This window comes from Simiduia agarivorans SA1 = DSM 21679 (assembly GCF_000305785.2).
GTDB lineage: Bacteria > Pseudomonadota > Gammaproteobacteria > Pseudomonadales > Cellvibrionaceae > Simiduia > Simiduia agarivorans.
The window spans coordinates 1,633,330-1,653,947 of sequence record NC_018868.3; the positions used below are offsets into that span (position 1 = coordinate 1,633,330).

Genomic DNA, 20,618 nt, shown 5'->3' on the forward strand with positions numbered 1-20,618 from the left:
AACACTAACCCGTTATGTTGTTGCCAAAAGAAACACTATGAGCCACATACTGATTGTTGAAGACGAACCCATCATTCGCATGGCTTTGCGAAAACTACTGGAGCGCAACAAGTATGTGGTGAGCGAGGCCGGGTCGGTCAAAGAGGCCACCACCAAGCACAACCTCGCCGGTTTTGACCTGATTATCTCCGACCTGCGCCTACCCGGCGCGCCCGGCACCGACCTGATCACTGTGTCCGGCGACGTGCCGGTACTGATCATGACCAGCTATGCCAGTCTGCGCTCTGCCGTGGACTCCATGCGCATGGGGGCCGTGGACTATATCGCCAAGCCGTTCGATCACGACGAAATGCTGGCTGCGGTCAAGCGGGTGATCGGCAAGGCCAGCCGCGCCGCCAAAGAGCCGGCACCGGATAATCCGGTAGGCGTAGCCAGCATGATTGGCAACTCCAACGCCATGAAGAACCTCTATGCCAAAATTCACCGGGTCGCGCCCACCGGCGCCACGGTGCTGGTGCACGGTGAAACAGGCACCGGTAAAGAACTGGTCGCAAAAGCCATACACGCAGAAAGCCCGCGCGGCGAAAAACCGCTGATTTCAGTGAACTGTGCTGCCATTCCCGAAACCCTGATTGAAGCCGAACTGTTCGGCCACGAGAAAGGTGCCTTCACCGGCGCCGCCTCTATGCGAGAAGGCCTGGTGGCTGCCGCCGATGGTGGCACCCTGTTTCTGGACGAGATCGGCGAGCTGCCACTTGAAGCTCAGGCCCGCCTGTTGCGGGTATTGCAGGAAGGCGAAGTCCGCCCTATTGGTTCGGTTGAATCGCGCAAGGTGGACGTGCGGCTGGTGGCCGCTACCCACCGGGACCTGCGCAAACTGGCCAAAGAGGGCAAATTCCGCGAAGACTTGTATTACCGGATCAACGTGGTGCAGCTGGAGCTCCCGCCCTTGCGCGAGCGCGGGCGCGACATTCTGCTGCTGGCCGAGCACATGCTGCGGCGCTATTGCGCCCAGTTTGGGAAATCCCTGCTCACCCTGTCGCCGGAGGCCATTCAGGCCATTACCACCTATATCTGGCCTGGCAACGTGCGGGAGCTGGAAAACGCCATACAGCGCGCCATTATCCTGTGCCAGGACGATCAGGAGATCGGCCACGAGCTGCTGGAAATCGACCTGGACCTGGTGGAAGTTGAGCAGGACGACGAGCCCGATGATGTGCAACCGCGCAAAACCCTGGGCAAGGCCAAAGAAGACCCGGCAGAAGACCTCTCATTGGAAGACTATTTCCAGCGCTTTGTTCTGGAACACCAGGACACCATGAGCGAAACCGAACTGGCGAAAAAGCTCGGCGTCTCGCGCAAGTGCCTGTGGGAGCGCCGCCAGCGCCTGGGTATTCCGCGCAAAAAAGCCACCGCCCGCTGATCTATCACCCGCACACCCCCTAGCTGATTACGCCGCCTTCCCCACTGTTACCGGTCCCATGTGGCCGGTAGACCAGTTTTTGATCAATTGCCAATCCGCCCGTCTAATCAGGGTGTTACCTTGTCATAGAATCGTAACCAAAAGCGTGCGTTACGGTAACGAATTGCTGCCAGTCGTCTAAATCATCATTCCGACTATTACTCATAAGTCTTTGTTTTATTAACAAACAAAAGTTGGCACGGTAAGTGTATTAGAGACGGGCAGAATAAGAACAATAAATAATAAAAACAGATAACAACATTCTAATAACAACAACAAACAATAAGAAAAACAGACCACTTTTAATAACAACAATAAATAATAAAAACAGAAAATTATTACTAATAACAAGAAACAATAATAAGAAAGCGATTTAACTGACTAGAAAACTAGGAGAGGGTTTGCCAGTAAGCAAATTGCCGAACCGGGCAGGGAAGCACCACCTAATAAGCATAACAATGTGGACGTAACACAGAATTGGCGGGAAAGCAGAGCTTTCCCGTTTTGCTTTCTGGGCCACAGAAAACCGCCAGATCCAAGTGATTTCCGTGGTAAACTCGCCGCTTTTCAATAAACCGGCTCTCAACCTTTATGCTCAAGCGCCTGCTCTCCTACATCCCCGGAATGGCTTCAGCCCCTAACAAGCCAGAAAAACGGGTGATTCCGCGCGACGAACACTCCATTTCACGTGCCAATATCAGCCGTGGCGCCCTATCCGCCATGCGACGGCTGCACGACGAAGGCTACGAGGCCTACCTGGTGGGCGGCGGCGTTCGCGATCTGCTGCTGGGAGGCCACCCGAAGGATTTCGACCTGGCCACTAACGCCACGCCCGAGCAGGTAAAAGCCCTGTTTCGCGGCGCCCGTATCATTGGCCGCCGGTTCAAGATCGTACACGTACGCATGGGCCGCGAGCTGCTGGAGGTCACCACCTTCCGCGACAACCACTCGGAAGCTGAAAACGAGCGCGACTCACACCAGGCCGACTCGGGTATGTTGTTGCGCGACAATGTGTTTGGCACACTGGAAACCGATTCCGCCCGCCGCGACTTCACCATCAACGCCCTCTACTACACCTCGCAGGACTTTACCGTGCACGACTATGAGGGCGGCATGAAGGATCTGGAGGCGCGTCAGGTGCGCATGATCGGCGACCCACTCACCCGCTATAAGGAAGACCCGGTACGGATGCTGCGCGCCGTGCGCTTTGCCGCCAAGCTGGGCTTCAAAATTGAAAAGCACACCGCCAGCCCCATTGCGCCCAATGCCGCACTGCTGAGCCAGGTGTCATCCAGCCGGCTGTTCGATGAGTCATTGAAATTGTTCATGGCAGGTTCCGCACTGGCCACTTTCCAGTTGCTGCGCGACTATGACCTCCTGGCCCACCTGTTCCCGCAAACGGATGCCCTGTTGAAGCAAGGCGATGAGCAGGCGGAAAAACTGATTGAACTGGCGCTGATCAATACCGACAAGCGCATCCGCAATGAACAACGGGTCACGCCGGCCTTCATCTACGCCGCGCTCTTGTGGCCGGTGGTGGAGCGCGAGCAAATCAAGCTGATGGAGCGTCAGGGACTGAGCCCGACGGTTGCCCTGGCCCAGGCGGCCGGTAGCGTGGTGAGCCAGCAGCTCGCCAGCATCTCCATCCCCAAGCGCTTCACGATTCCCATGCGGGAAATCTGGGAACTGCAATTGCGATTGCCCAGCCGTGCTGGAAAACGCGCTTTTGCCGTGGCTTCACACGAGCGTTTTCGCGCGGCCTATGACTTCCTGCTGCTGCGCGAAGATGCGGGCGCGCAGACCGATGGCCTCGGTCGCTGGTGGACCGACTGGCAAGCCGCCAACGAAGACGAACGCGAGCGCATGGCCAAAAGTGTCAGCGGCCCCAAGGGCAACCGTTCCCGCAAACGCCGCCCGCGTAAAAAGCCCGCCGCCAACAACAACTGATGGCCATCGATGTCGCCATTGGCCTTGGCAGCAATCTGGACGACCCGGTCGGCCAGATTGAGCAGGCCCTGGGGGAACTGAACCAGCTGCCCGGCACCCGACTGATCAACGCATCGCCGCTCTATGGCAGCAAAGCGGTGGGGCCGGCGCAACCCGATTACGTCAATGCCTGTGCCCGTCTGCAAACGACGCTGGCACCGCTCGCACTATTGGACGCGCTGCAGGCGCTGGAGCAGTCGCACCGGCGCGTTCGCAAGATCCACTGGGGGCCGCGTACCCTGGACCTTGACCTGCTACTGTACGGTGATCAACGCATCAACCTGCCGCGGCTGACGGTGCCACATGCTTTCCTGACGGAGCGCAACTTTGTGCTCTACCCGCTGGCCGATGTCTGGCCCGACGCCAGATTACCTGACGGTCGCACGCTTGATTCCCTGTTGGCAGTCTGTACGATGGAAGGCCTGTGGCGACTGGGCAACGAAAAGGAGTAAACCTTGGAGCCGTTTTTTGACCTGCACCTGGACACAAGTCAGCAACCGCTACCACGCTTCATTGCCGTTGAAGGCGCCATTGGGGTAGGCAAAACCACCCTGGCCAAACATCTGGCACACACGTTTAATTACGACACATTATTGGAACAGCCCTCGGAAAACCCTTTTCTTGAGCGCTTTTACCGCGACCCGAAAAACGCCGCCCTGCCCACCCAGTTGTTCTTCCTGTTCCAGCGCGCCCAGCAATTGCGCGACCTGCGTCAGGACGATATTTTTGAGCCGGTGAGGGTATCTGATTTCCTGATGGAAAAAGACCAGCTGTTTGCCAAAGTAACACTGGACGACGATGAATTTGCGCTCTATCAGCAAGTCTATGACCGGATGATCATCGAGTGCCCGAAGCCCGACCTGGTGGTCTACCTTCAGGCGCCGACCGAAACGTTATTGGCACGCATCAAGCAGCGGGGTATTGCCGCCGAACAGACCATCGGTGCCGACTACCTGAATCAACTGAACGATGCCTATATGCGCTTTTTTCATTTTTATGATGAGGCGCCGCTGCTGATTGTGAACGCCGCCGACCTGGACCTGGTGTCCAATGCCGACCACTACCGTCAATTGGTGGATCACTTACTGAGCATTAAATCCGGCCGCCACTACTACAACCCAACCCCCAAGTTGTAACGGGAGAACACCATGCCCTACGGAAAACCCACCAGCGAATCCGCCCTGCAAAAAGCGGTGACCGTGAATACCCTCCGCAAAATGAAAGCCGAGGGCGAGAAATTTGTTACCGTTGCCCTGTACGATGCACCCATGGCAGCGATGGCAAAAAAATGTGGCGTCCAGGTGCTGCTCGTGGGCGACTCACTGGGCATGACGGTACTGGGTTATGACGACACCATTCCAGTGACCATGGAGCACATGATTTACCACGTGGAGGCGGTGCGCCGGGGCAACAATAAATCCCTGATCATGGGTGACATGCCGTTCATGAGCTACGCCACCACCGAGCAAGCGTTTGCCAACGCCACCCGTATCATGCAGGCCGGCGCGCACATGGTAAAACTGGAAGGCGGCGAATGGGTGGCCGATACCGTGCGCCAATTAACCCAGCGCGGCATCCCCGTCTGTGGCCATCTGGGGCTTACGCCGCAGTCGGTAAACAAACTCGGCGGCTTCCGCGTACAGGGGCGCAACGACAAGCAAGCAAAGCAAATGCTGCGCGATGCCAAACTGCTGGATGAAGCAGGTGCCGATTTATTGGTACTGGAATGCGTACCTTCTGCACTGGCCGCGGAAATCACCGCCGCCGTGTCCATGCCCACCATCGGCATCGGCGCCGGCAAGGAAACCGACGCACAAGTTCTGGTGATCAACGATATTCTGGGCCTGACCGAGCAGCCACCCAAGTTTTCGAAAAACTTTCTGGTAGAAGCCGGCGATATCCCCAGCTCCCTGCTGAAATACTCCGACGACGTCAAAAACGGCGTCTTCCCCGCACCGGAACATTGCTTCGATTAACATCAGGCTCAACGCCTGATGTTAATCGGGGGACAGACCAAAGCGCACACGGTTAGCTGAAACGTGTACAGACACCTCCAGCTTTGCTCTGTCCCCCTCTACCAGTAACACCCCAACCATCGCGCTTTTGCTCTGTCCCCCTCTACCAGCAACCACACAGCCTTTTTAGCACCCGCGACAATCCACAGCCCCACCACCCCACCCAGCGCCGACTACAGGCCACCGTTTGCCGCTCAACAGCCCATCCCTGGGCTGATTCGCTAACCGGGCGTCCTGCCCTATGCCAACAGTGGCCTGCAGTCAGCGCGTCGCGAATGTGCGATATTCCGCGAGCGCATCTTGAGTCTGGAGGACAACATGGTCTGCAGGGAACAGCAGTAAATAGTCCTCAATAAGTGAGAGTGGTACAGTAGGAGTTTCAGAACCAGAAAGCACGCCAATGACCCAACCCAACAACCCCCTCCACGGCATAACCCTGGAAAAACTTTTAACTGAATTGGTCGATCATTATGGCTGGCAGAGATTAGGCGAGCTAATAGCCATAAATTGCTTTCGCAAGGATCCGTCTATCAAGTCGTCTTTGAAGTTTCTTCGGAAAACGCCATGGGCAAGAGAAAAGGTTGAACAACTCTACGTAGCTACCTTTACGGCATCCTCCCCGTGGCAGTAATCCTAACGCAGGAGAGGCTTTGGTGGATTACGCTTCGCTAATCCACCCTACGACACCGTAGGGTGTAATAAGCGAAGCGCATTACACCAGAAAACTTTCGCTACTTCTTCTTGTCCAGATCAATATTAATCGGCCCACCCTTCTTGATCTCTTCCCGCAATGCTTCGTATTCAGAGGGATTAACCAAGCCTTTTTCACGCGCCTTTTCAAGGTCTATAAGTTCCTGCCCCACAGTGGTGTTTCGGTAGGCTTCAACTTTCACATCATTACCTGCGACGCAACCCCACAAGGGCAATAGCAACCCGGCCAACAAAACGTAACGTACTTTTCCTGCATTCATATATTGGCCCCCAATGGACACGATCGATTTGAGTAAACTCTACACCCGGAACTCAGCAACAACCATTCAGTCACGATAAGGCTTTGATCTGACACGTTAAAGCGAAAGCAGGTGCGGGCATTACGATTCAGGTCCGTTTATCGCTTGGGTTGATGCAAAAATGCCTGAAAAACCAGCTCGAGCCGGTCCGCTGCTGTTTTCTGACCGGCAAGGCGCAGTATCTCAATGGCACATTCCGCGGTACAAAGCCCGGCGGACTTCTGGTTACGTCGTAGCCAGAACTGTGACGGCCGCTCGCGGGCCAATTCCAGTCTGGGCAGCTGTTGCAGGTAGGGGCTTTGATTAAACATCTTTTGCGCTTGCTGCCAAGTGGCATCAATCAACACAATTACCGGCGCTTGCGGCAATAGCGTCGCCAGTTGATTGCGGGTGTTGTGATGGTCTTTTTCTTCCAAACAGGTCAATCGGAAACCGTCGGCACCCAACAAAGGGTAAACCAGTACAACACGACGCTGTTCAATGTCAGACAAGAGTTGCGTATCGGGTGTTCGTCTGGCCCAGACAATCCGGCGCGCCGCAACACCTGCAGCCGCAAGTATGAGTTGGCCGGTATTCGACGGTTTGGGAAGTTCCCGCTCGTGTGTAATAAGCGTAAATTGCATGGCGATTGGCTTTGATCTTCTACAATAAAAAAAGCCCGGCATTGCCGGGCTTTTCTACCAAACCAAACCGATTACTCGGCTGAAGCTTCCTCAGAAGCGGCTGGTGCATCGGCACCGCCTTCTTCTGCTTTGGCTTCTTTGATCGACAGTTTGATGCGGCCGCGCTGGTCTACGTCCAGACACTTCACGCGCACCACCTGGCCTTCTTTCAGATAGTCGTTCACATCGTTCACACGCTCTTCAGCGATTTGTGAAATGTGTACCAGACCGTCTTTGCCGGGCAGGAAGTTGACGAAGGCGCCGAAGTCCACGATGCGTACAACCGTACCTTCGTAGATTTCGCCCACTTCAGCTTCTGCTGTGATAGCACCGATACGATCCAGCACATCGCGGATGACTTCGCCGGTCTGGCCGAAGATAGTGACGGTACCGTCGTCTTCAATGTCGATAGACGCACCGGTTTCTTCGGTCATGGCACGGATCACTGCACCACCTTTACCGATGATGTCGCGGATCTTGTCCGGATCAACCTTGATCTTTTCGAAGCGTGGCGCGTTGTCGTTGATCTCACCACGAGGAGCAGAAATCACCTTGTTCATTTCGGCCAGGATATGCAAACGGGCGTGCAGCGCCTGCTCGAGAGCAATCTCCATGATCTCTTCGGTGATACCTTCGATCTTGATGTCCATCTGCAGCGCAGTCACACCGTTGGCGGTACCCGCTACTTTGAAGTCCATATCGCCCAGGTGGTCTTCGTCACCCAGGATATCGGTCAGTACGGCAAAACCGTTGTCTTCTTTCACCAGACCCATGGCAATACCGGCCACGGGGGCTTTCATTGGCACGCCAGCGTCCATCAGCGCAAGGCTGGTGCCACACACAGAGGCCATAGAAGAAGAACCGTTGGACTCGGTAATTTCACTCACAACGCGCAGGCTGTAGGGGAAATCGTCCATGTTCGGCAGGCTGGCAGCCACACCGCGACGGGCCAGACGACCGTGACCAATTTCACGACGACCAGTGGCACCCATGCGACCACACTCACCTACAGAGTAGGGAGGGAAGTTGTAGTGCAGCATGAAGGGATCTTTGCGCTCGCCTTCCAGTGCATCAATGATCTGTGCATCGCGGGCAGAGCCCAGAGTTGCAACCACCAGTGCCTGGGTTTCACCACGGGTAAACAGGGCAGAACCGTGGGCCTTGGGCAGAACACCCACTTCCACTTCAATCGCGCGCACAGTTTTGGCGTCGCGGCCGTCAATACGGGGTTCACCGGCCACTACACGTGAACGCACAATATTTTTTTCGAGCTTGGCAAAGGCTTCGCGCACATCATCTTTGGAAACGCCGGCGTCTTCATTGACCAGCTCCTCAATAGCCTGACTGCGCAGCTCGCCCAAACGATCATAACGCTTGGCTTTGTCAGTAATGCGGTAAGCAACGCCGATAGAGTCTTCGAAACCTTTTGCCAGGGCCGCTTTCAATTCAGTGTTTTCAGCCGGTGCAGACCAATCCCACACGGGTTTGCCTGCATCGCGGGCCAGTTCACTCACCGCCTGCACAACGGCCTGCATTTCCTGATGGGCGTACAATACGGCACCCAACATGATGTCTTCTGGCAATTCGTTAGCTTCTGATTCAACCATCAGCACGGCGTCTTTGGTACCGGCAACCACCATGTCCAGCTCACTGGTTTTCAGCGCGCTGTAGGTGGGGTTCAGGATGTAACCGTCGGCCTGGGTGTAACCCACGCGCGCAGCACCAATGGGGCCCGCAAAGGGAATACCGGAAATGGCCAGGGCCGCCGAGGTACCGATCATGGCGCAGATATCGGGATCGACATTCTTTTCTGCGGAAACGACAGTACACACCACCTGCACTTCATTCTTGAAGCCATTGGGGAACAGCGGGCGGATGGGACGGTCGATCAGACGCGAGGTCAGGGTTTCTTTTTCGCTGGGGCGACCTTCGCGCTTGAAAAAACCACCGGGGATTTTACCCGCCGCGTAGGCTTTTTCCTGATAGTGCACAGACAGAGGGAAGAAGTCCTGACCCTCTTTGGCTTCTTTGGCACCGACTACAGTACACAGCACTGAAGTTTCGCCGATAGTTGCAATGACCGCACCGCTGGCCTGACGCGCAACGCGACCGGTTTCCAGAGTTACGGTGTCACTTCCGTATTGAAACGATTTGATTACAGGATTCACTTATATCGTCCTTTTCTCTTCTTACTTTCACTTGTGTTGTTTGTTGCTACATATAACGTTCGGAAAACTGGGGAATAATTGGGGTCAGGGAAAATTGGAATAATTGGGGTCAGATACACTTTTCGCCAATAGAAAGTAGCGATTTACGCTGCGCTCGCGAAATGTGTATCTGACCCCAATTATTCTGATTTTCCGTGTATCTGACCCCAATTATTCAAAGCCCAATTCCCCTGAATAAAAAAGCGCCCGCCAAAGGGCGGGCACCGGAAACTTAGCGACGCAGGCCGAGTTTCTTAATCAGGACAGTGTAACGCTCGGCGTTTTTGCCCTTGAGGTAATCCAGCAGCTTACGACGCTGGTTAACCATGCGGATCAGACCACGACGTGAGTGGTGATCTTTTTTGTTGTCAGCAAAGTGACCCTGCAACTTGTTGATGTTGTGGGTCAGCAGGGCAACCTGCACTTCCGGCGAACCTGTGTCGCCTTCGGCCTGCTGATACTCTTTAACGATGTCCGCTTTTTCTACTGCACTCAGTGCCATTTCATTCACCTTACAATTAAATAACAATTGAATATGCAAGTTGTTTGGAAGAAAGACTCTTTCATAACAACCGGTTATAAGGCCTGCCCGTGCATATTTACAGACAGGTCCTGCTTCCGACCGAGGGCTGAATCAGCCTTCAGGCGTCGAAACTGTGGCCACCAGTCGCTTGGGCGCGACCATGCCGTCATCGGTCAATTCGCCGATGCCTAAAAATTGTTCAGTATCGTCGAAGACACGCACCATATCACCAACCCCGCCCAAGGCAAAGGCCCGCGCGTCCATTACCGGGTTACCACGGCGAAAATAGTAGGCTGAGTCGGCAATCAGCGCCAGTTCAGGCAGGCTGGCCACCGGGGCATCGACCGGTAAAAGATGGTGATCCAGCACTTCGGCCAACCCTTCACCACGCTCTTCGGCCAAGGCCTCCAGCGTCACGGCCTGGGCATCGGTAAAAGGCCCCGCCTGGGTACGGTGTAAACGGCTGATATGGCCACCCACCGCCAGTGCCTGCCCCAGATCTTCTGCAATGGAGCGTATATAGGTGCCCTTGGAGCACTTGACGCTGATATCCACCTCGGCCACGTCACCGGGTCTGAAATCGAGCAATTCCAATGCGTAAACCGTTACAGTACGGGCTTCCCGCTCCACTTCCACGCCTTCACGCGCCAACTTATACAACGGCTGGCCGTCTTTCTTCAGCGCCGAAAACATGGAGGGCACCTGCTGGATTTGCCCCCGGAAGGCCTCCAACGCTTTGGCGACCTGTGCTTCGGTGATGTGGGAAGCATCGGTCTTTTCTACCAATTCGCCATCGCTGTCGGAACTGTCGGTGCGTTCACCCAGGCGAATAGTGGCGTCGTAGCCTTTATCGGCATCGAGCAGAAACTGGGAAAACTTGGTGGATTCACCAAAACACAGGGGCAGAACACCGGTCGCCAGGGGATCAAGGCTGCCGGTGTGGCCGGCTTTGGCCACGTAAAATAACCGCTTGGCTTTCTGCAGGGCAAGGTTGGACGAGATGCCCGTGGGCTTGTTCAATACCAATACGCCGCTTACCGGGCGGCCTTTTGCGCGTCGACCCATGCAGACTCAGTCCTCGGACTCATCCTGATGGCGCGCCTTGTCATCCGACACGGCCTTTTCAATCAGGCTGGCCAGGGCGTTGCCACGCACGGTGGTATTGTCATAAATAAATTGCAGCTTGGGCGTGGTGCGCAGATCCAGGTCTTTCGCCACCAGGGTGCGCAGAAAACCAGACGCTTTATTGAGCACGTCCAGGGCTGCTTTGCACTCGGCGTCGGTTTCGCGCCCGACAAAGGTCACGTACACCTTGGCAAAAGCAAAATCGCGCGTCACTTCCACGTCGTTCACATTGACCATGCCAATACGGGGATCGCGGATTTCGTGCTGAATGAATTGCGAGATGGAACGCTGGAGCGCGTCGCCTACCCGGTCGGTGCGTTTAAATTCGCGTGCCATAACCTCTACCCGAAACTGGCCGCCCGCAGGCGGCCCGGAAAAGCGGACGGCGAACCATTACAGTTCGCGCGCAACCTCTTTCACATCGAACACTTCGATCTGGTCTCCCACCTTCACGTCGTAGTTCTTAACACCGATACCGCATTCCATACCGGAGCGGACTTCTTTCACGTCATCTTTAAAGCGACGCAGGGATTCCAGCTCGCCTTCAAAGATCACCACATTGTCACGCAGAACGCGGATAGGCTTGTTACGATACACAGTACCTTCCGTCACCATACAGCCGGCCACCTGACCGAACTTGGGTGAGCGGAAGACTTCGCGCACATCGGCAATACCCACAATCTCTTCCACGCGTTCAGGCGCCAGCATACCGGCCAGAGCGGAACGGACTTCGTCCAACAGCTGATAAATAATGCTGTAGTAACGGATTTCCACGCCCTCACCTTCGGCCAGTCGACGGGTGCCGGCATCGGCACGCACGTTAAAACCGATCACAATCGCACCGGTCGCCAACGCCAGGTTCACATCACTCTCTGTGATACCACCCACACCGGACGACACCACGTTGACCTGAACTTCTTCGTTGCCGATGTCAGCCAGTGAACTGATGATCGCTTCGAGTGAACCGCGCACGTCGGTTTTGACCACCACAGACAGAATCTTCTTCTCGTCTGCGCCCATGTTGGCAAACATGTTTTCCAGCTTGGCGGCCTGCTGACGCTGCAGTTTTTCGGAGCGCTCTTTCTCCGCGCGATGCTCGGCCACTTCACGGGCTTTGCGCTCGTCCGGCACCACGGCGAAATCTTCGCCGGCACCGGGCGCGTTGTTCAGACCCAGAATTTCCACCGGCGTAGATGGACCGGCTTCTTTCACCTGCTGACCGTGTTCGTTGGTCATGGCGCGCACGCGACCATAGGTCTGGCCGGCCAACAACATATCGCCCTGACGCAAGGTACCTTCCTGAATCAGCACAGTAGCAACGGCACCGCGGCCTTTGTCCACACGCGATTCCACCACCACGCCTTTTGCCGGGACATCGGCCGGTGCTTGCAGCTCCAGGATTTCTGCCTGCAGGGAAATAGATTCCAAAAGTTCATCAACGCCCTGACCGGTGTGCGCGGATACGTGCACAAACTGGGTATCGCCACCCCAATCTTCCGGGATCACTTCGTGCTGAACCAATTCATTCTTCACGCGGTCAGGATCGGCGGCTTCTTTGTCACACTTGTTAATGGCAACCACGATCGGTACACCAGCGGCTTTGGAGTGCTGGATCGCTTCAATGGTTTGCGGCATCACACCGTCGTCGGCAGCCACCACCAGAATCACCACGTCCGTGGCCTGGGCACCGCGTGCACGCATGGCGGTAAAAGCCGCGTGACCCGGGGTATCCAGAAAGGTGATTTCTCCCATCTTGGTGGACACACGGTAAGCACCGATATGCTGGGTAATACCACCGGCTTCACCCGCGGCCACTTTGGCTTTACGGATGTAGTCGAGCAGCGAGGTTTTGCCGTGGTCAACGTGACCCATCACAGTAACCACCGGCGCACGGTGTACCATCTCACCTTCGTGAGTGATGGACTGCTGCAGTGCTTCTTCCAGCTCGTTATCACTCTTCAGGCGGAAGGTGTGGCCCATTTCCTCAACAATCAGCTGAGAGGTTTCCTGGTCCAGTGAATCGTTCAGCGTGGCCATCACGCCCATCTTCATCATGCGCTTGATCAGCTCATTGACTTTGATGTTCATGCGGCTGGCTAATTCACTGACGGTAATCAGTGGGGGTAATTCAACTTCCAAAATTTGCTTCTGTGTTGGTTTTTTGAAGCCGTGCTTGTTAGACAATTTCAACGAGGCACGGGCGCGACGCGGTTGCGCCAACTCATCTTCCAATTCGTCCAGATGGGCCAGATCGATGCGTGCACCTTTCTTAGGTGCCGCAGGTGCCGCCTTTTTGGACGCGCGGTGACCGGCTTTCTTGGTGTGGCGGCCAGCTTCTTCGCCATCGTCAACGTCTAGATTGCGGGCCGCTTTTTTCGGTGCCTGACCGTGCTTGCCTTTGGTCTCTTCTTCTTTCTTGGCCTTGGCTTCGGCGTCGGCACGCTGCTGACGCAGCTCTTCTTCCTCGCGGCGTTTAGCCTCGAGTTCTTCCTGCTTCTTGCGATCTTCCTCTTCCTGCTTGCGACGGGTTTCCAGCGCAGCTATGCGGCGCTCTTCCATGTCGTCCAGGCGATGACTCGCGATTGAAGCCGGTGCTTCAGCCTGCTTGGTTTCGGCAGCTTTAGCAGCTGCTGCAGCCGCTGCATCGGCTTCGGCCTTGGCTTTCGCCGCCGCTTCAGCTTCCGCCTTGGCTTTCTCTGCAGCGGCTTTTGCCGCTTGCTCGGCAGCCTCGGCCTCAGCGTTAACCGTCGCCGCTTCGGCTTCCGCCTCTGCCGCCGCAGCCAACTCAGCCGGATCACGTTTCACATAGGTGCGTTTCTTGCGCACTTCTACGTTCACGGTTTTGCGCGATGCACCCGAACCGGTTTTCAGGGTCGTAGTGGTTTTGCGCTTCAGGGTAATTTTCTTGGGCTCGGAGACGTCTTCACCGTGGCTGCTTTTCAAATGGCGCAGCAGGGTTTGTTTTTCGTCGTCAGAGACCAGCTCATCCGCCTTCTTGTGTTTCAGGCCAGCTTCCTGCATCTGCTTGAGCAGACGTTCTACGGGAGCTCCGACTGATTCGGCGAGTTCGCTTACAGTTACTTCAGCCATTCTGTTTCCTCGGGTTATTGCTCGTCCGCGCTGTCTGTCTCATCGGCAAACCAGGGTTCACGCGCTTTCATGATCAGAGCGGCGGCGCGCTCCTCATCCATTCCTTCAATATCCAAAAGATCGTCTACCGATTGTTCGGCCAGATCTTCCATTGAAATTACGCCAGCAGCTGCCAGCAGATAAGCCGTGTGCTTATCCATGCCTTCCATTGTGAGCAGGTCCTGTGCCGGCTCGGTATCCAGTTTCTCTTCTGTGGCCAGCGCCTGGGTCAGCAGCGCATCTTTGGCGCGAGCACGCAACTCTTCGGCAATATCTTCGTCGAAGCCATCGATAGCCAACATTTCTTCCAGAGGCACATAAGCCACTTCTTCCAGCGTGGTGAAGCCTTCTTCCACCAGCACTTCAGCGACTTCTTCATCCACATCCAGTGCGTTCATGAACACTTCAACAAAGTTACCGGACTCTTCCTGCTGCTTGGAATTCCAGTCATCAATGCTCATGACATTGATGGTCCAGCCAGTCAGCTCGGACGCCAGGCGAACATTCTGACCACCACGACCAATGGCCTGGGCCAGATTGTCTTCTTCAACCGCCACGTCCATGGACTCAGTATCTTCATCCACCACAATGGATTCGATTTCAGCCGGCGACATGGCGTTGATCACAAATTGCGCCGGGTTATCATCCCAAAGCACGATATCAACGCGCTCATTACCCAATTCGTTCGACACAGCCTGTACACGAGAACCACGCATACCCACGCAGGCGCCGACAGGGTCAATACGGCCGTCGTTGGTTTTCACCGCGATTTTGGCGCGTGAACCCGGGTCGCGGGCAGCGCCTTTGATCTCGATCACTTCCTCGGAAATCTCGGGCACTTCAATCTTGAACAGCTCAATCAGCATTTCCGGGCAGGAACGGCTCAGGTACAGCTGGGGACCGCGGGCATCAGGCCGCACATCCAACAGTAACGCACGCACACGGTCGTTCATGCGGAAGACTTCACGTCCCACCAGCTGATCGCGAGGCAACAGGCCTTCAGCGTTGTTACCCAAATCCACAATCACCGCATCGCGGGTCACTTTTTTAACGGTGCCGTTGACCAGCTCACCAATGCGGTGACGGTATTCCTCAACGATTTGTGCACGTTCGGCTTCGCGCACTTTCTGCACAATAACCTGCTTAGCGGTTTGGGCTGCGATGCGACCAAACTCAACGTTTTCAACCTGCTCTTCGTACACATCACCGGCTTTCAGGTTGGGGTCCACTTCGTGGGCTTCTTCCAACGTGAACTGTGTGCCCAATTCGGCCAGGGTGTCGTCGTCAACAACCAACCAGCGGCGATAGGTTTCGTAGCTGCCATCTTTGCGGTCGATCACAACGCGGATATCCGAGTCTTCTTCGTAGCGCTTTTTGGTGGCAGTTGCCAACGCAGTCTCAATGGCCTCAAAAATCACGCCACGGTCTACGCCTTTTTCGTTGGACACCGCCTCGGCAACCAGCAAAATCTCTTTATTCATAATGGTAAAGCCTCTGTAATTCCACCTGCCGCTCAGAATTGCGGAACGATGTTAGCCTTTTCAATTGAATCAACAGTAAATAAAAATTCTTCGTTATCGACGCGGACGACCACTTCGTCACCTTCCACGCCAACGATAAGCCCCGAAAATTTGCGACGGCCATCAAACGGCACCCGCAAACGTAGCTCGACTTTTTCGCCAGCAAAACGCGCATAGTGCGCCAGCGTGTAGAGCGGACGATCCATCCCGGGCGATGACACCTCAAGGGTATATTCACCGGCAATAGGGTCTTCTACATCCATCACTGCACTGACCTGGCGACTGACTTTTTCACAGTCTTCAAGCTGCACGCCGCCTTCTTTTTCAATAAAAATACGCAGCGTGGCATTGCGACCCTGAGACAGATATTCCATCCCCCAGAATTCGCACCCCATGGCCTCAACCACCGGGATCACCATAGCTTCGAGCGCATCGTGTTTTGCTGTCATTCGATAGACCTGAAAAAACAAACAAAAAATGGGCACTGAGGCCCATTCTTATTTTCGCCTCGCATCGACAATGCGCGGCATTGTTACTGCGTGCAGCCATGCTGCACATACAAAAAAACCCCATAAGGGGCTTTTCGCGCGTCGCTGACGCTGCTCAGTAGCCAAAAGCCGACCTGGTATTTCGACTTCTGCCCGGCGATGCCGGCCAACTGCGCCACACTATACATCAGTGTTAGCATTGGTACCAAACCTGAAAATTGGTAGCGGGGGCTGGATTTGAACCAACGACCTTCGGGTTATGAGCCCGACGAGCTACCAGGCTGCTCCACCCCGCACCGTCACTCGGTGTGAACATGTCCCCAACCGAGGCCGCGAATTATAGGGAGACCCCCATAGTCGGTCAACCCCCTTTTTGCATTTATTTTATAAAAACAATTACTTAGGGCAGAAATACAGCGGGACGGGCAGTTTTTGAGCGGAACGCCAGGGGCCGGCCGCTAATCACCTGATGCTAGCCACTAAATCCCTCATCCAAGCGGAGGACCTCCACCATACCCCCATGCGCTTACCAAATGAAAACCAGGGCTACCACAGCAGCCCACATTGCATTACCCAGATAAAGCTGCCTTCAAACGTGATATGGGAGGAAAAAGTCCCGCAAGCGAAGCAAAGCGGGACTTTTGCATTGGTGCCCACTCGTTTGCCGGGAGCAAACGAGGACTGCGACAGCAGCCCGAAGGGCGGCGGCCACGGACGGCCGCCGTCAACCCGGACGTAGTCCGGCCCAGCCGGGGTAGGCCTTAGAAAATAAAAAGACCCCGCAAGCTTTGCTTGCGGGGTCTTTTTTCATTGGTGCCCAAGGCCGGACTTGAACCGGCACGACTTGCGTCACTACCCCCTCAAGATAGCGTGTCTACCAATTTCACCACTTGGGCATAAGGGGTTTGCAGCAATTGCTTACTGCTCAGGAACTTCTGGTACTTCCGAAGATTCCTGTTGAACTGAAGGTACTTCTCCGCCATCTACCGGTGCAGACTGCTCAACCACTGCCGGAATACCCGCGCTGGATGAGATCTCAGCCTGGTTTTTGGCAACAATGGCCAGACCAAAGCTGGTAGCAAAGAAAATCACCGAAAATATCGCGGTCATGCGGGTAAAAAAGTTACCACCGCCCTGACTGCCGAATACCGTCTGAGACGCGCCGCCGCCAAAGGAAGCCCCTGCCTCTGCGCCTTTACCCTGCTGCAGCAGGATCAGGCCGATGATGGCCAGTGCCGCCAGCACGTGAACCACAATAATAATCTGTTCCATAACCTTCTCTTACTAATCGCACGCACTCAGCGCACTCAATTCAATCGGCCGCCCGGCAAATGGCGTAAAAGTCATCTGCTTTGAGCGCTGCGCCACCAACCAGCGCACCGTCTATATCCGTCTTGGCAAACAGCGCCTCGGCATTGGCCGGCTTGACACTGCCGCCGTATAAAATTCTGACCTGCTCGCCTGCAGCGCCCAATTGGTCGCGAATGAACGCGTGCACTGCCTGGGCCTGCTCGGGCGTCGCCGTTTTACCTGTGCCAATTGCCCATACGGGCTCATACGCCACAACAATTTGCGCCAGCGACGCACCAAACAATGCAATCACCGGTGACAGCTGCTCGCTGATGACTGCGAGAGTCTGGCCGGCGTCGCGCTCAGACAGCGTCTCGCCTACACAAACCACCGGCACCATGCCTTCAGCAAGCACCGCTTTCGCCTTTTTGGCGACCAGCTCACTGGACTCTGCATGATATTGCCTGCGCTCGGAGTGGCCGACGATCACATAGCGACAATCGAGTTCCGACAACATGGCGGCCGCAACCTCACCGGTAAACGCCCCACTCGCATGTGCGCTGGCATCTTGCGCGGCTAACTGGATATTACTGCCGCTCAGCAGCTGACCGACTTGTGCCAAGTGCAACGACACAGGCGCGACCGCGACTTCAGCTTTGTGCACACCCTGCCATTTAGCCAGGAGCGCCTCAAGCAGCACCTGATTGGCAGCCAGACTGCCGTTCATCTTCCAGTTGCCCATCACCAGGGAACGTCGCATGCTCATTTCCTTCATGTCAGGTGAATGCAGCAGCACTCAAGCTAGCGCTTCCCAGGGGGCCTCCCTGAGCGGGCGCCAATGTTAGCGAAGTCGCCAATCAGATACAACGGCTTTTTACTGCAATTTCAATAATTTGGAGGCCCGGGCGATCAGGCGCCAACGGCTTCTTTCACCACGTCCGCCAGCTCACCCGCCAGGCGTTTTACCACCACGGCGTCATCGCCCTCCACCATCACACGGACCACCGGCTCTGTGCCGGAGGGACGCAACAGTACCCGCCCCTTGCCCGCCAGTGCTGCCTCCACTTCGGCCACGGCGGACAGGATGCGCGGATTATCGTCGAGCGCGGCCTTATCTTTTAAACGCACATTGATCATGGTTTGCGGGAATTTGCTCATGACGGACTTGAGCTCGTGCAGCCCTTTACCGGTAGACACCATGGCGAGCAGCACCTGCAAAGCCGCCACCACGCCATCGCCGGTGGTGGTCAGGTCACCACAAATTATGTGGCCTGAGCTCTCACCGCCAAGATCCCAACCATTGTCGCGCATAGCCTCGATCACGTAACGGTCGCCGACTTTTGCACGCACCAGCTGCATGCCGAGGTCTTTCAGACCCAACTCAAAACCGAAATTGCTCATCAGCGTACCCACCACACCGGGGCAATCGCGCCCCTGTTCACGGCGGTGCGCAGCAATGATGAACAGCAGTTCGTCGCCATCGACCAGCTGACCACGATGATCCACGAACATGACACGGTCGCCGTCACCGTCAAAGGCAATACCCAGATCGGCTCCCAGCTCCATGACTTTTTCGCGTAGCACATCCGGCTTGGTAGAGCCGCAAGCCCGATTGATATTGGTGCCGTTGGGCTCATTGGCAATGGGCACTACTTTCGCACCCAATTCGCGGAACACGTCCGGGGCTACGTGATAGGTCGCACCATTGGCGCAATCCACTACAATCTTGAGACCCTGCAGGCTGAAACCCCAAGGCAAGGTGCCTTTACAGAATTCAATATAGCGGCCGGCGGCATCGCCGATGCGGCGGGCTTTGCCAAGCCGCTCGGAGGTGTACATGGGTTCATCCAGCATGGCTTCGATTTTCTGCTCGACACTGTCGGGCAGCTTGGTGCCGGTACCGCTGAAAAACTTGATGCCGTTGTCGCCAAAGGCGTTGTGCGAAGCACTGATCACAATCCCGGCCTGCGCCTGGAAGGTGCGGGTCAGGTAAGCGATGGCGGGCGTCGGCATAGGGCCTAACAACCCCACGTCCACGCCGGCATTGATCAACCCTGCCTGCAGGGCCGACTCAAACATATAGCCGCTGATGCGGGTGTCTTTACCAATCAGGATTTGCTTGGGTCCGTCAAAGCGCTCGCCCAGCACGTGGCCCGCCGCCCAACCCAGCTTGAGCATGAAATCGGGGGTAATGGGGAATTCCCCGACGGCACCACGGATGCCATCGGTGCCAAAATATTTACGGCTCATATGTGTTTCTCTCTTGCGTCCTTGCGCCATTGCAGTTGCGCGACATTTTAAACCAATTAGGGCGTACGCACTAATGCTTAGCCTGGCCGCAGGCCCGCCAGACTTTGACGGTATCCATGGTTTCAGCCACATCGTGCACGCGCAAGATACTGGCGCCCGCCTGCAATGCCAACATCGCGAACGCCAGGCCGCCCGCCAGGCGTTGCCCCACGTCGCGGTTGCACAACTGCCCTATCATGGTCTTGCGCGATACGCCGACCAGCACCGGCGCCCGCGTGGCAAACGCCGGCAGCGCTCTGAACAGCGCAAGATTGTGCTCCAGCGTTTTGCCAAAGCCAAAGCCCGGATCAAACAGCACATTGCCGGCCCCGATCCCCGCCTCCACACACGCCTGATGACGCCGGGAGAGAAAATCCTGCACCTCCGCTACTGCATCATGGTATTGAGGTGCGCGCTGCATGGTATCCGGCTGACCCTGCATGTGCATCAGGCACACGGGCAACCCGGTCCCGGCGGCGGCCGCCAGTGCGCCCGGGCGGCCGAGCGCCCGCACGTCGTTAATCAAACCGGCGCCCAGACCGGCCGCAGCGCTCATCACTTCCGGCGTACTGGTGTCCACGGATACCACCACATCAAATCGCCCGGCCAGAGCCTCAACCACCGGCAGCACCCGGTCCAACTCCTGCTGCACGGAAACGGGGGCAGCACCCGGACGGGTAGACTCACCGCCCACATCCAGAAAACTCGCGCCTTCATCTACCATTGTTGCCGCCCGATGCAATACGGCATCCAGGTTAACGCCGCCAGCAAACAGCTGGCCGCCGTCGCTGAAGGAGTCCGGCGTTATGTTGAGAATTCCCATGACGTGCGGTTGATTCAGGTCGAGCCTGCGGCCACCAAAATCCATTGTCTTTGTCATCTGCTTTACCAGCCACCGAAAATGAAAAAGGC

General features: G+C 56.0%; 19 protein-coding genes and 2 tRNA genes. 6 read left to right on the forward strand and 15 right to left on the reverse strand.

What is annotated here, in order from left to right; translation table 11 throughout:
- Window positions 1–37 precede the first annotated feature (37 nt).
- The 6 genes from M5M_RS07210 to M5M_RS07235 all read left to right on the forward strand — a co-directional run bounded on the left by M5M_RS07210 (window position 38) and on the right by M5M_RS07235 (window position 6,094).
- Window positions 38–1,423 (forward strand): sigma-54-dependent transcriptional regulator, encoded by a 1,386-nt coding sequence (locus M5M_RS07210; protein ID WP_015046825.1) that lies wholly within the window; start codon window positions 38–40, stop codon window positions 1,421–1,423.
- 630 nt (window positions 1,424–2,053) lie between these two features.
- Entirely contained in the window at window positions 2,054–3,409 is a 1,356-nt protein-coding gene (gene pcnB, locus M5M_RS07215) for a polynucleotide adenylyltransferase PcnB (RefSeq protein ID WP_015046826.1), read from the forward strand.
- A complete protein-coding gene (gene folK, locus M5M_RS07220) occupies window positions 3,409–3,900 on the forward strand; it encodes a 2-amino-4-hydroxy-6-hydroxymethyldihydropteridine diphosphokinase (protein ID WP_015046827.1) in 492 nt (163 codons plus the stop codon). The genes pcnB and folK overlap by 1 nt, the downstream gene beginning before the upstream one ends.
- Before the next feature lie 3 nt (window positions 3,901–3,903).
- On the forward strand, window positions 3,904–4,584 hold the full coding sequence (locus tag M5M_RS07225; protein ID WP_015046828.1) for a deoxynucleoside kinase: 681 nt from the start codon (window positions 3,904–3,906) through the stop codon (window positions 4,582–4,584).
- Between the two features lie 12 nt (window positions 4,585–4,596).
- On the forward strand, window positions 4,597–5,424 hold the full coding sequence (panB, locus tag M5M_RS07230) for a 3-methyl-2-oxobutanoate hydroxymethyltransferase (protein ID WP_015046829.1): 828 nt from the start codon (window positions 4,597–4,599) through the stop codon (window positions 5,422–5,424).
- Window positions 5,425–5,863: 439 nt separating this feature from the next.
- Window positions 5,864–6,094 carry a VF530 family protein gene (locus M5M_RS07235; RefSeq protein ID WP_015046830.1) on the forward strand — a complete coding sequence of 77 codons (231 nt, stop codon included), beginning with the start codon at window positions 5,864–5,866 and terminating at the stop codon, window positions 6,092–6,094.
- A gap of 100 nt (window positions 6,095–6,194) precedes the next feature.
- Here the strand turns inward: M5M_RS07235 and M5M_RS07240 are convergent, their stop codons facing one another.
- The 15 genes from M5M_RS07240 to folP form a co-directional block, all read right to left on the reverse strand.
- Complete coding sequence (locus M5M_RS07240) at window positions 6,195–6,434, reverse strand: hypothetical protein (protein WP_144062411.1); 240 nt, start codon at window positions 6,432–6,434, stop codon at window positions 6,195–6,197.
- Window positions 6,435–6,571: 137 nt separating this feature from the next.
- On the reverse strand, window positions 6,572–7,138 hold the full coding sequence (locus M5M_RS07245; protein WP_081640126.1) for a DTW domain-containing protein: 567 nt from the start codon (window positions 7,136–7,138) through the stop codon (window positions 6,572–6,574).
- Between the two features lie 29 nt (window positions 7,139–7,167).
- The gene (gene pnp, locus M5M_RS07250; protein WP_015046833.1) at window positions 7,168–9,303 is read right to left on the reverse strand and encodes a polyribonucleotide nucleotidyltransferase; all 2,136 of its coding nucleotides are present in this window, start codon (window positions 9,301–9,303) and stop codon (window positions 7,168–7,170) included.
- A 271-nt stretch (window positions 9,304–9,574) separates the two neighbouring features.
- Entirely contained in the window at window positions 9,575–9,844 is a 270-nt protein-coding gene (gene rpsO / locus M5M_RS07255; protein ID WP_015046834.1) for a 30S ribosomal protein S15, read from the reverse strand.
- A gap of 132 nt (window positions 9,845–9,976) precedes the next feature.
- Entirely contained in the window at window positions 9,977–10,930 is a 954-nt protein-coding gene (gene truB, locus M5M_RS07260; protein ID WP_015046835.1) for a tRNA pseudouridine(55) synthase TruB, read from the reverse strand.
- Between the two features lie 6 nt (window positions 10,931–10,936).
- Entirely contained in the window at window positions 10,937–11,326 is a 390-nt protein-coding gene (rbfA, locus tag M5M_RS07265) for a 30S ribosome-binding factor RbfA (protein WP_015046836.1), read from the reverse strand.
- Window positions 11,327–11,383: 57 nt separating this feature from the next.
- The gene (gene infB / locus M5M_RS07270) at window positions 11,384–14,080 is read right to left on the reverse strand and encodes a translation initiation factor IF-2 (protein ID WP_015046837.1); all 2,697 of its coding nucleotides are present in this window, start codon (window positions 14,078–14,080) and stop codon (window positions 11,384–11,386) included.
- Between the two features lie 14 nt (window positions 14,081–14,094).
- Window positions 14,095–15,600: a transcription termination factor NusA gene (nusA, locus tag M5M_RS07275; protein WP_015046838.1), complete on the reverse strand. Its 1,506-nt coding sequence runs from the start codon at window positions 15,598–15,600 to the stop codon at window positions 14,095–14,097.
- A 32-nt stretch (window positions 15,601–15,632) separates the two neighbouring features.
- A complete protein-coding gene (gene rimP, locus M5M_RS07280; RefSeq protein WP_015046839.1) occupies window positions 15,633–16,088 on the reverse strand; it encodes a ribosome maturation factor RimP in 456 nt (151 codons plus the stop codon).
- Between the two features lie 258 nt (window positions 16,089–16,346).
- A tRNA-Met gene (locus M5M_RS07285) sits at window positions 16,347–16,423 on the reverse strand.
- A gap of 515 nt (window positions 16,424–16,938) precedes the next feature.
- Window positions 16,939–17,023: transfer RNA gene (locus M5M_RS07290), tRNA-Leu, on the reverse strand.
- 22 nt (window positions 17,024–17,045) lie between these two features.
- A complete protein-coding gene (secG, locus tag M5M_RS07295) occupies window positions 17,046–17,399 on the reverse strand; it encodes a preprotein translocase subunit SecG (RefSeq protein ID WP_015046840.1) in 354 nt (117 codons plus the stop codon).
- Window positions 17,400–17,439: 40 nt separating this feature from the next.
- Window positions 17,440–18,177 (reverse strand): triose-phosphate isomerase, encoded by a 738-nt coding sequence (gene tpiA / locus M5M_RS07300; RefSeq protein WP_015046841.1) that lies wholly within the window; start codon window positions 18,175–18,177, stop codon window positions 17,440–17,442.
- A 149-nt stretch (window positions 18,178–18,326) separates the two neighbouring features.
- On the reverse strand, window positions 18,327–19,667 hold the full coding sequence (gene glmM / locus M5M_RS07305; RefSeq protein WP_015046842.1) for a phosphoglucosamine mutase: 1,341 nt from the start codon (window positions 19,665–19,667) through the stop codon (window positions 18,327–18,329).
- 70 nt (window positions 19,668–19,737) lie between these two features.
- Complete coding sequence (gene folP, locus M5M_RS07310; RefSeq protein ID WP_244431066.1) at window positions 19,738–20,586, reverse strand: dihydropteroate synthase; 849 nt, start codon at window positions 20,584–20,586, stop codon at window positions 19,738–19,740.
- Window positions 20,587–20,618 lie beyond the last annotated feature (32 nt).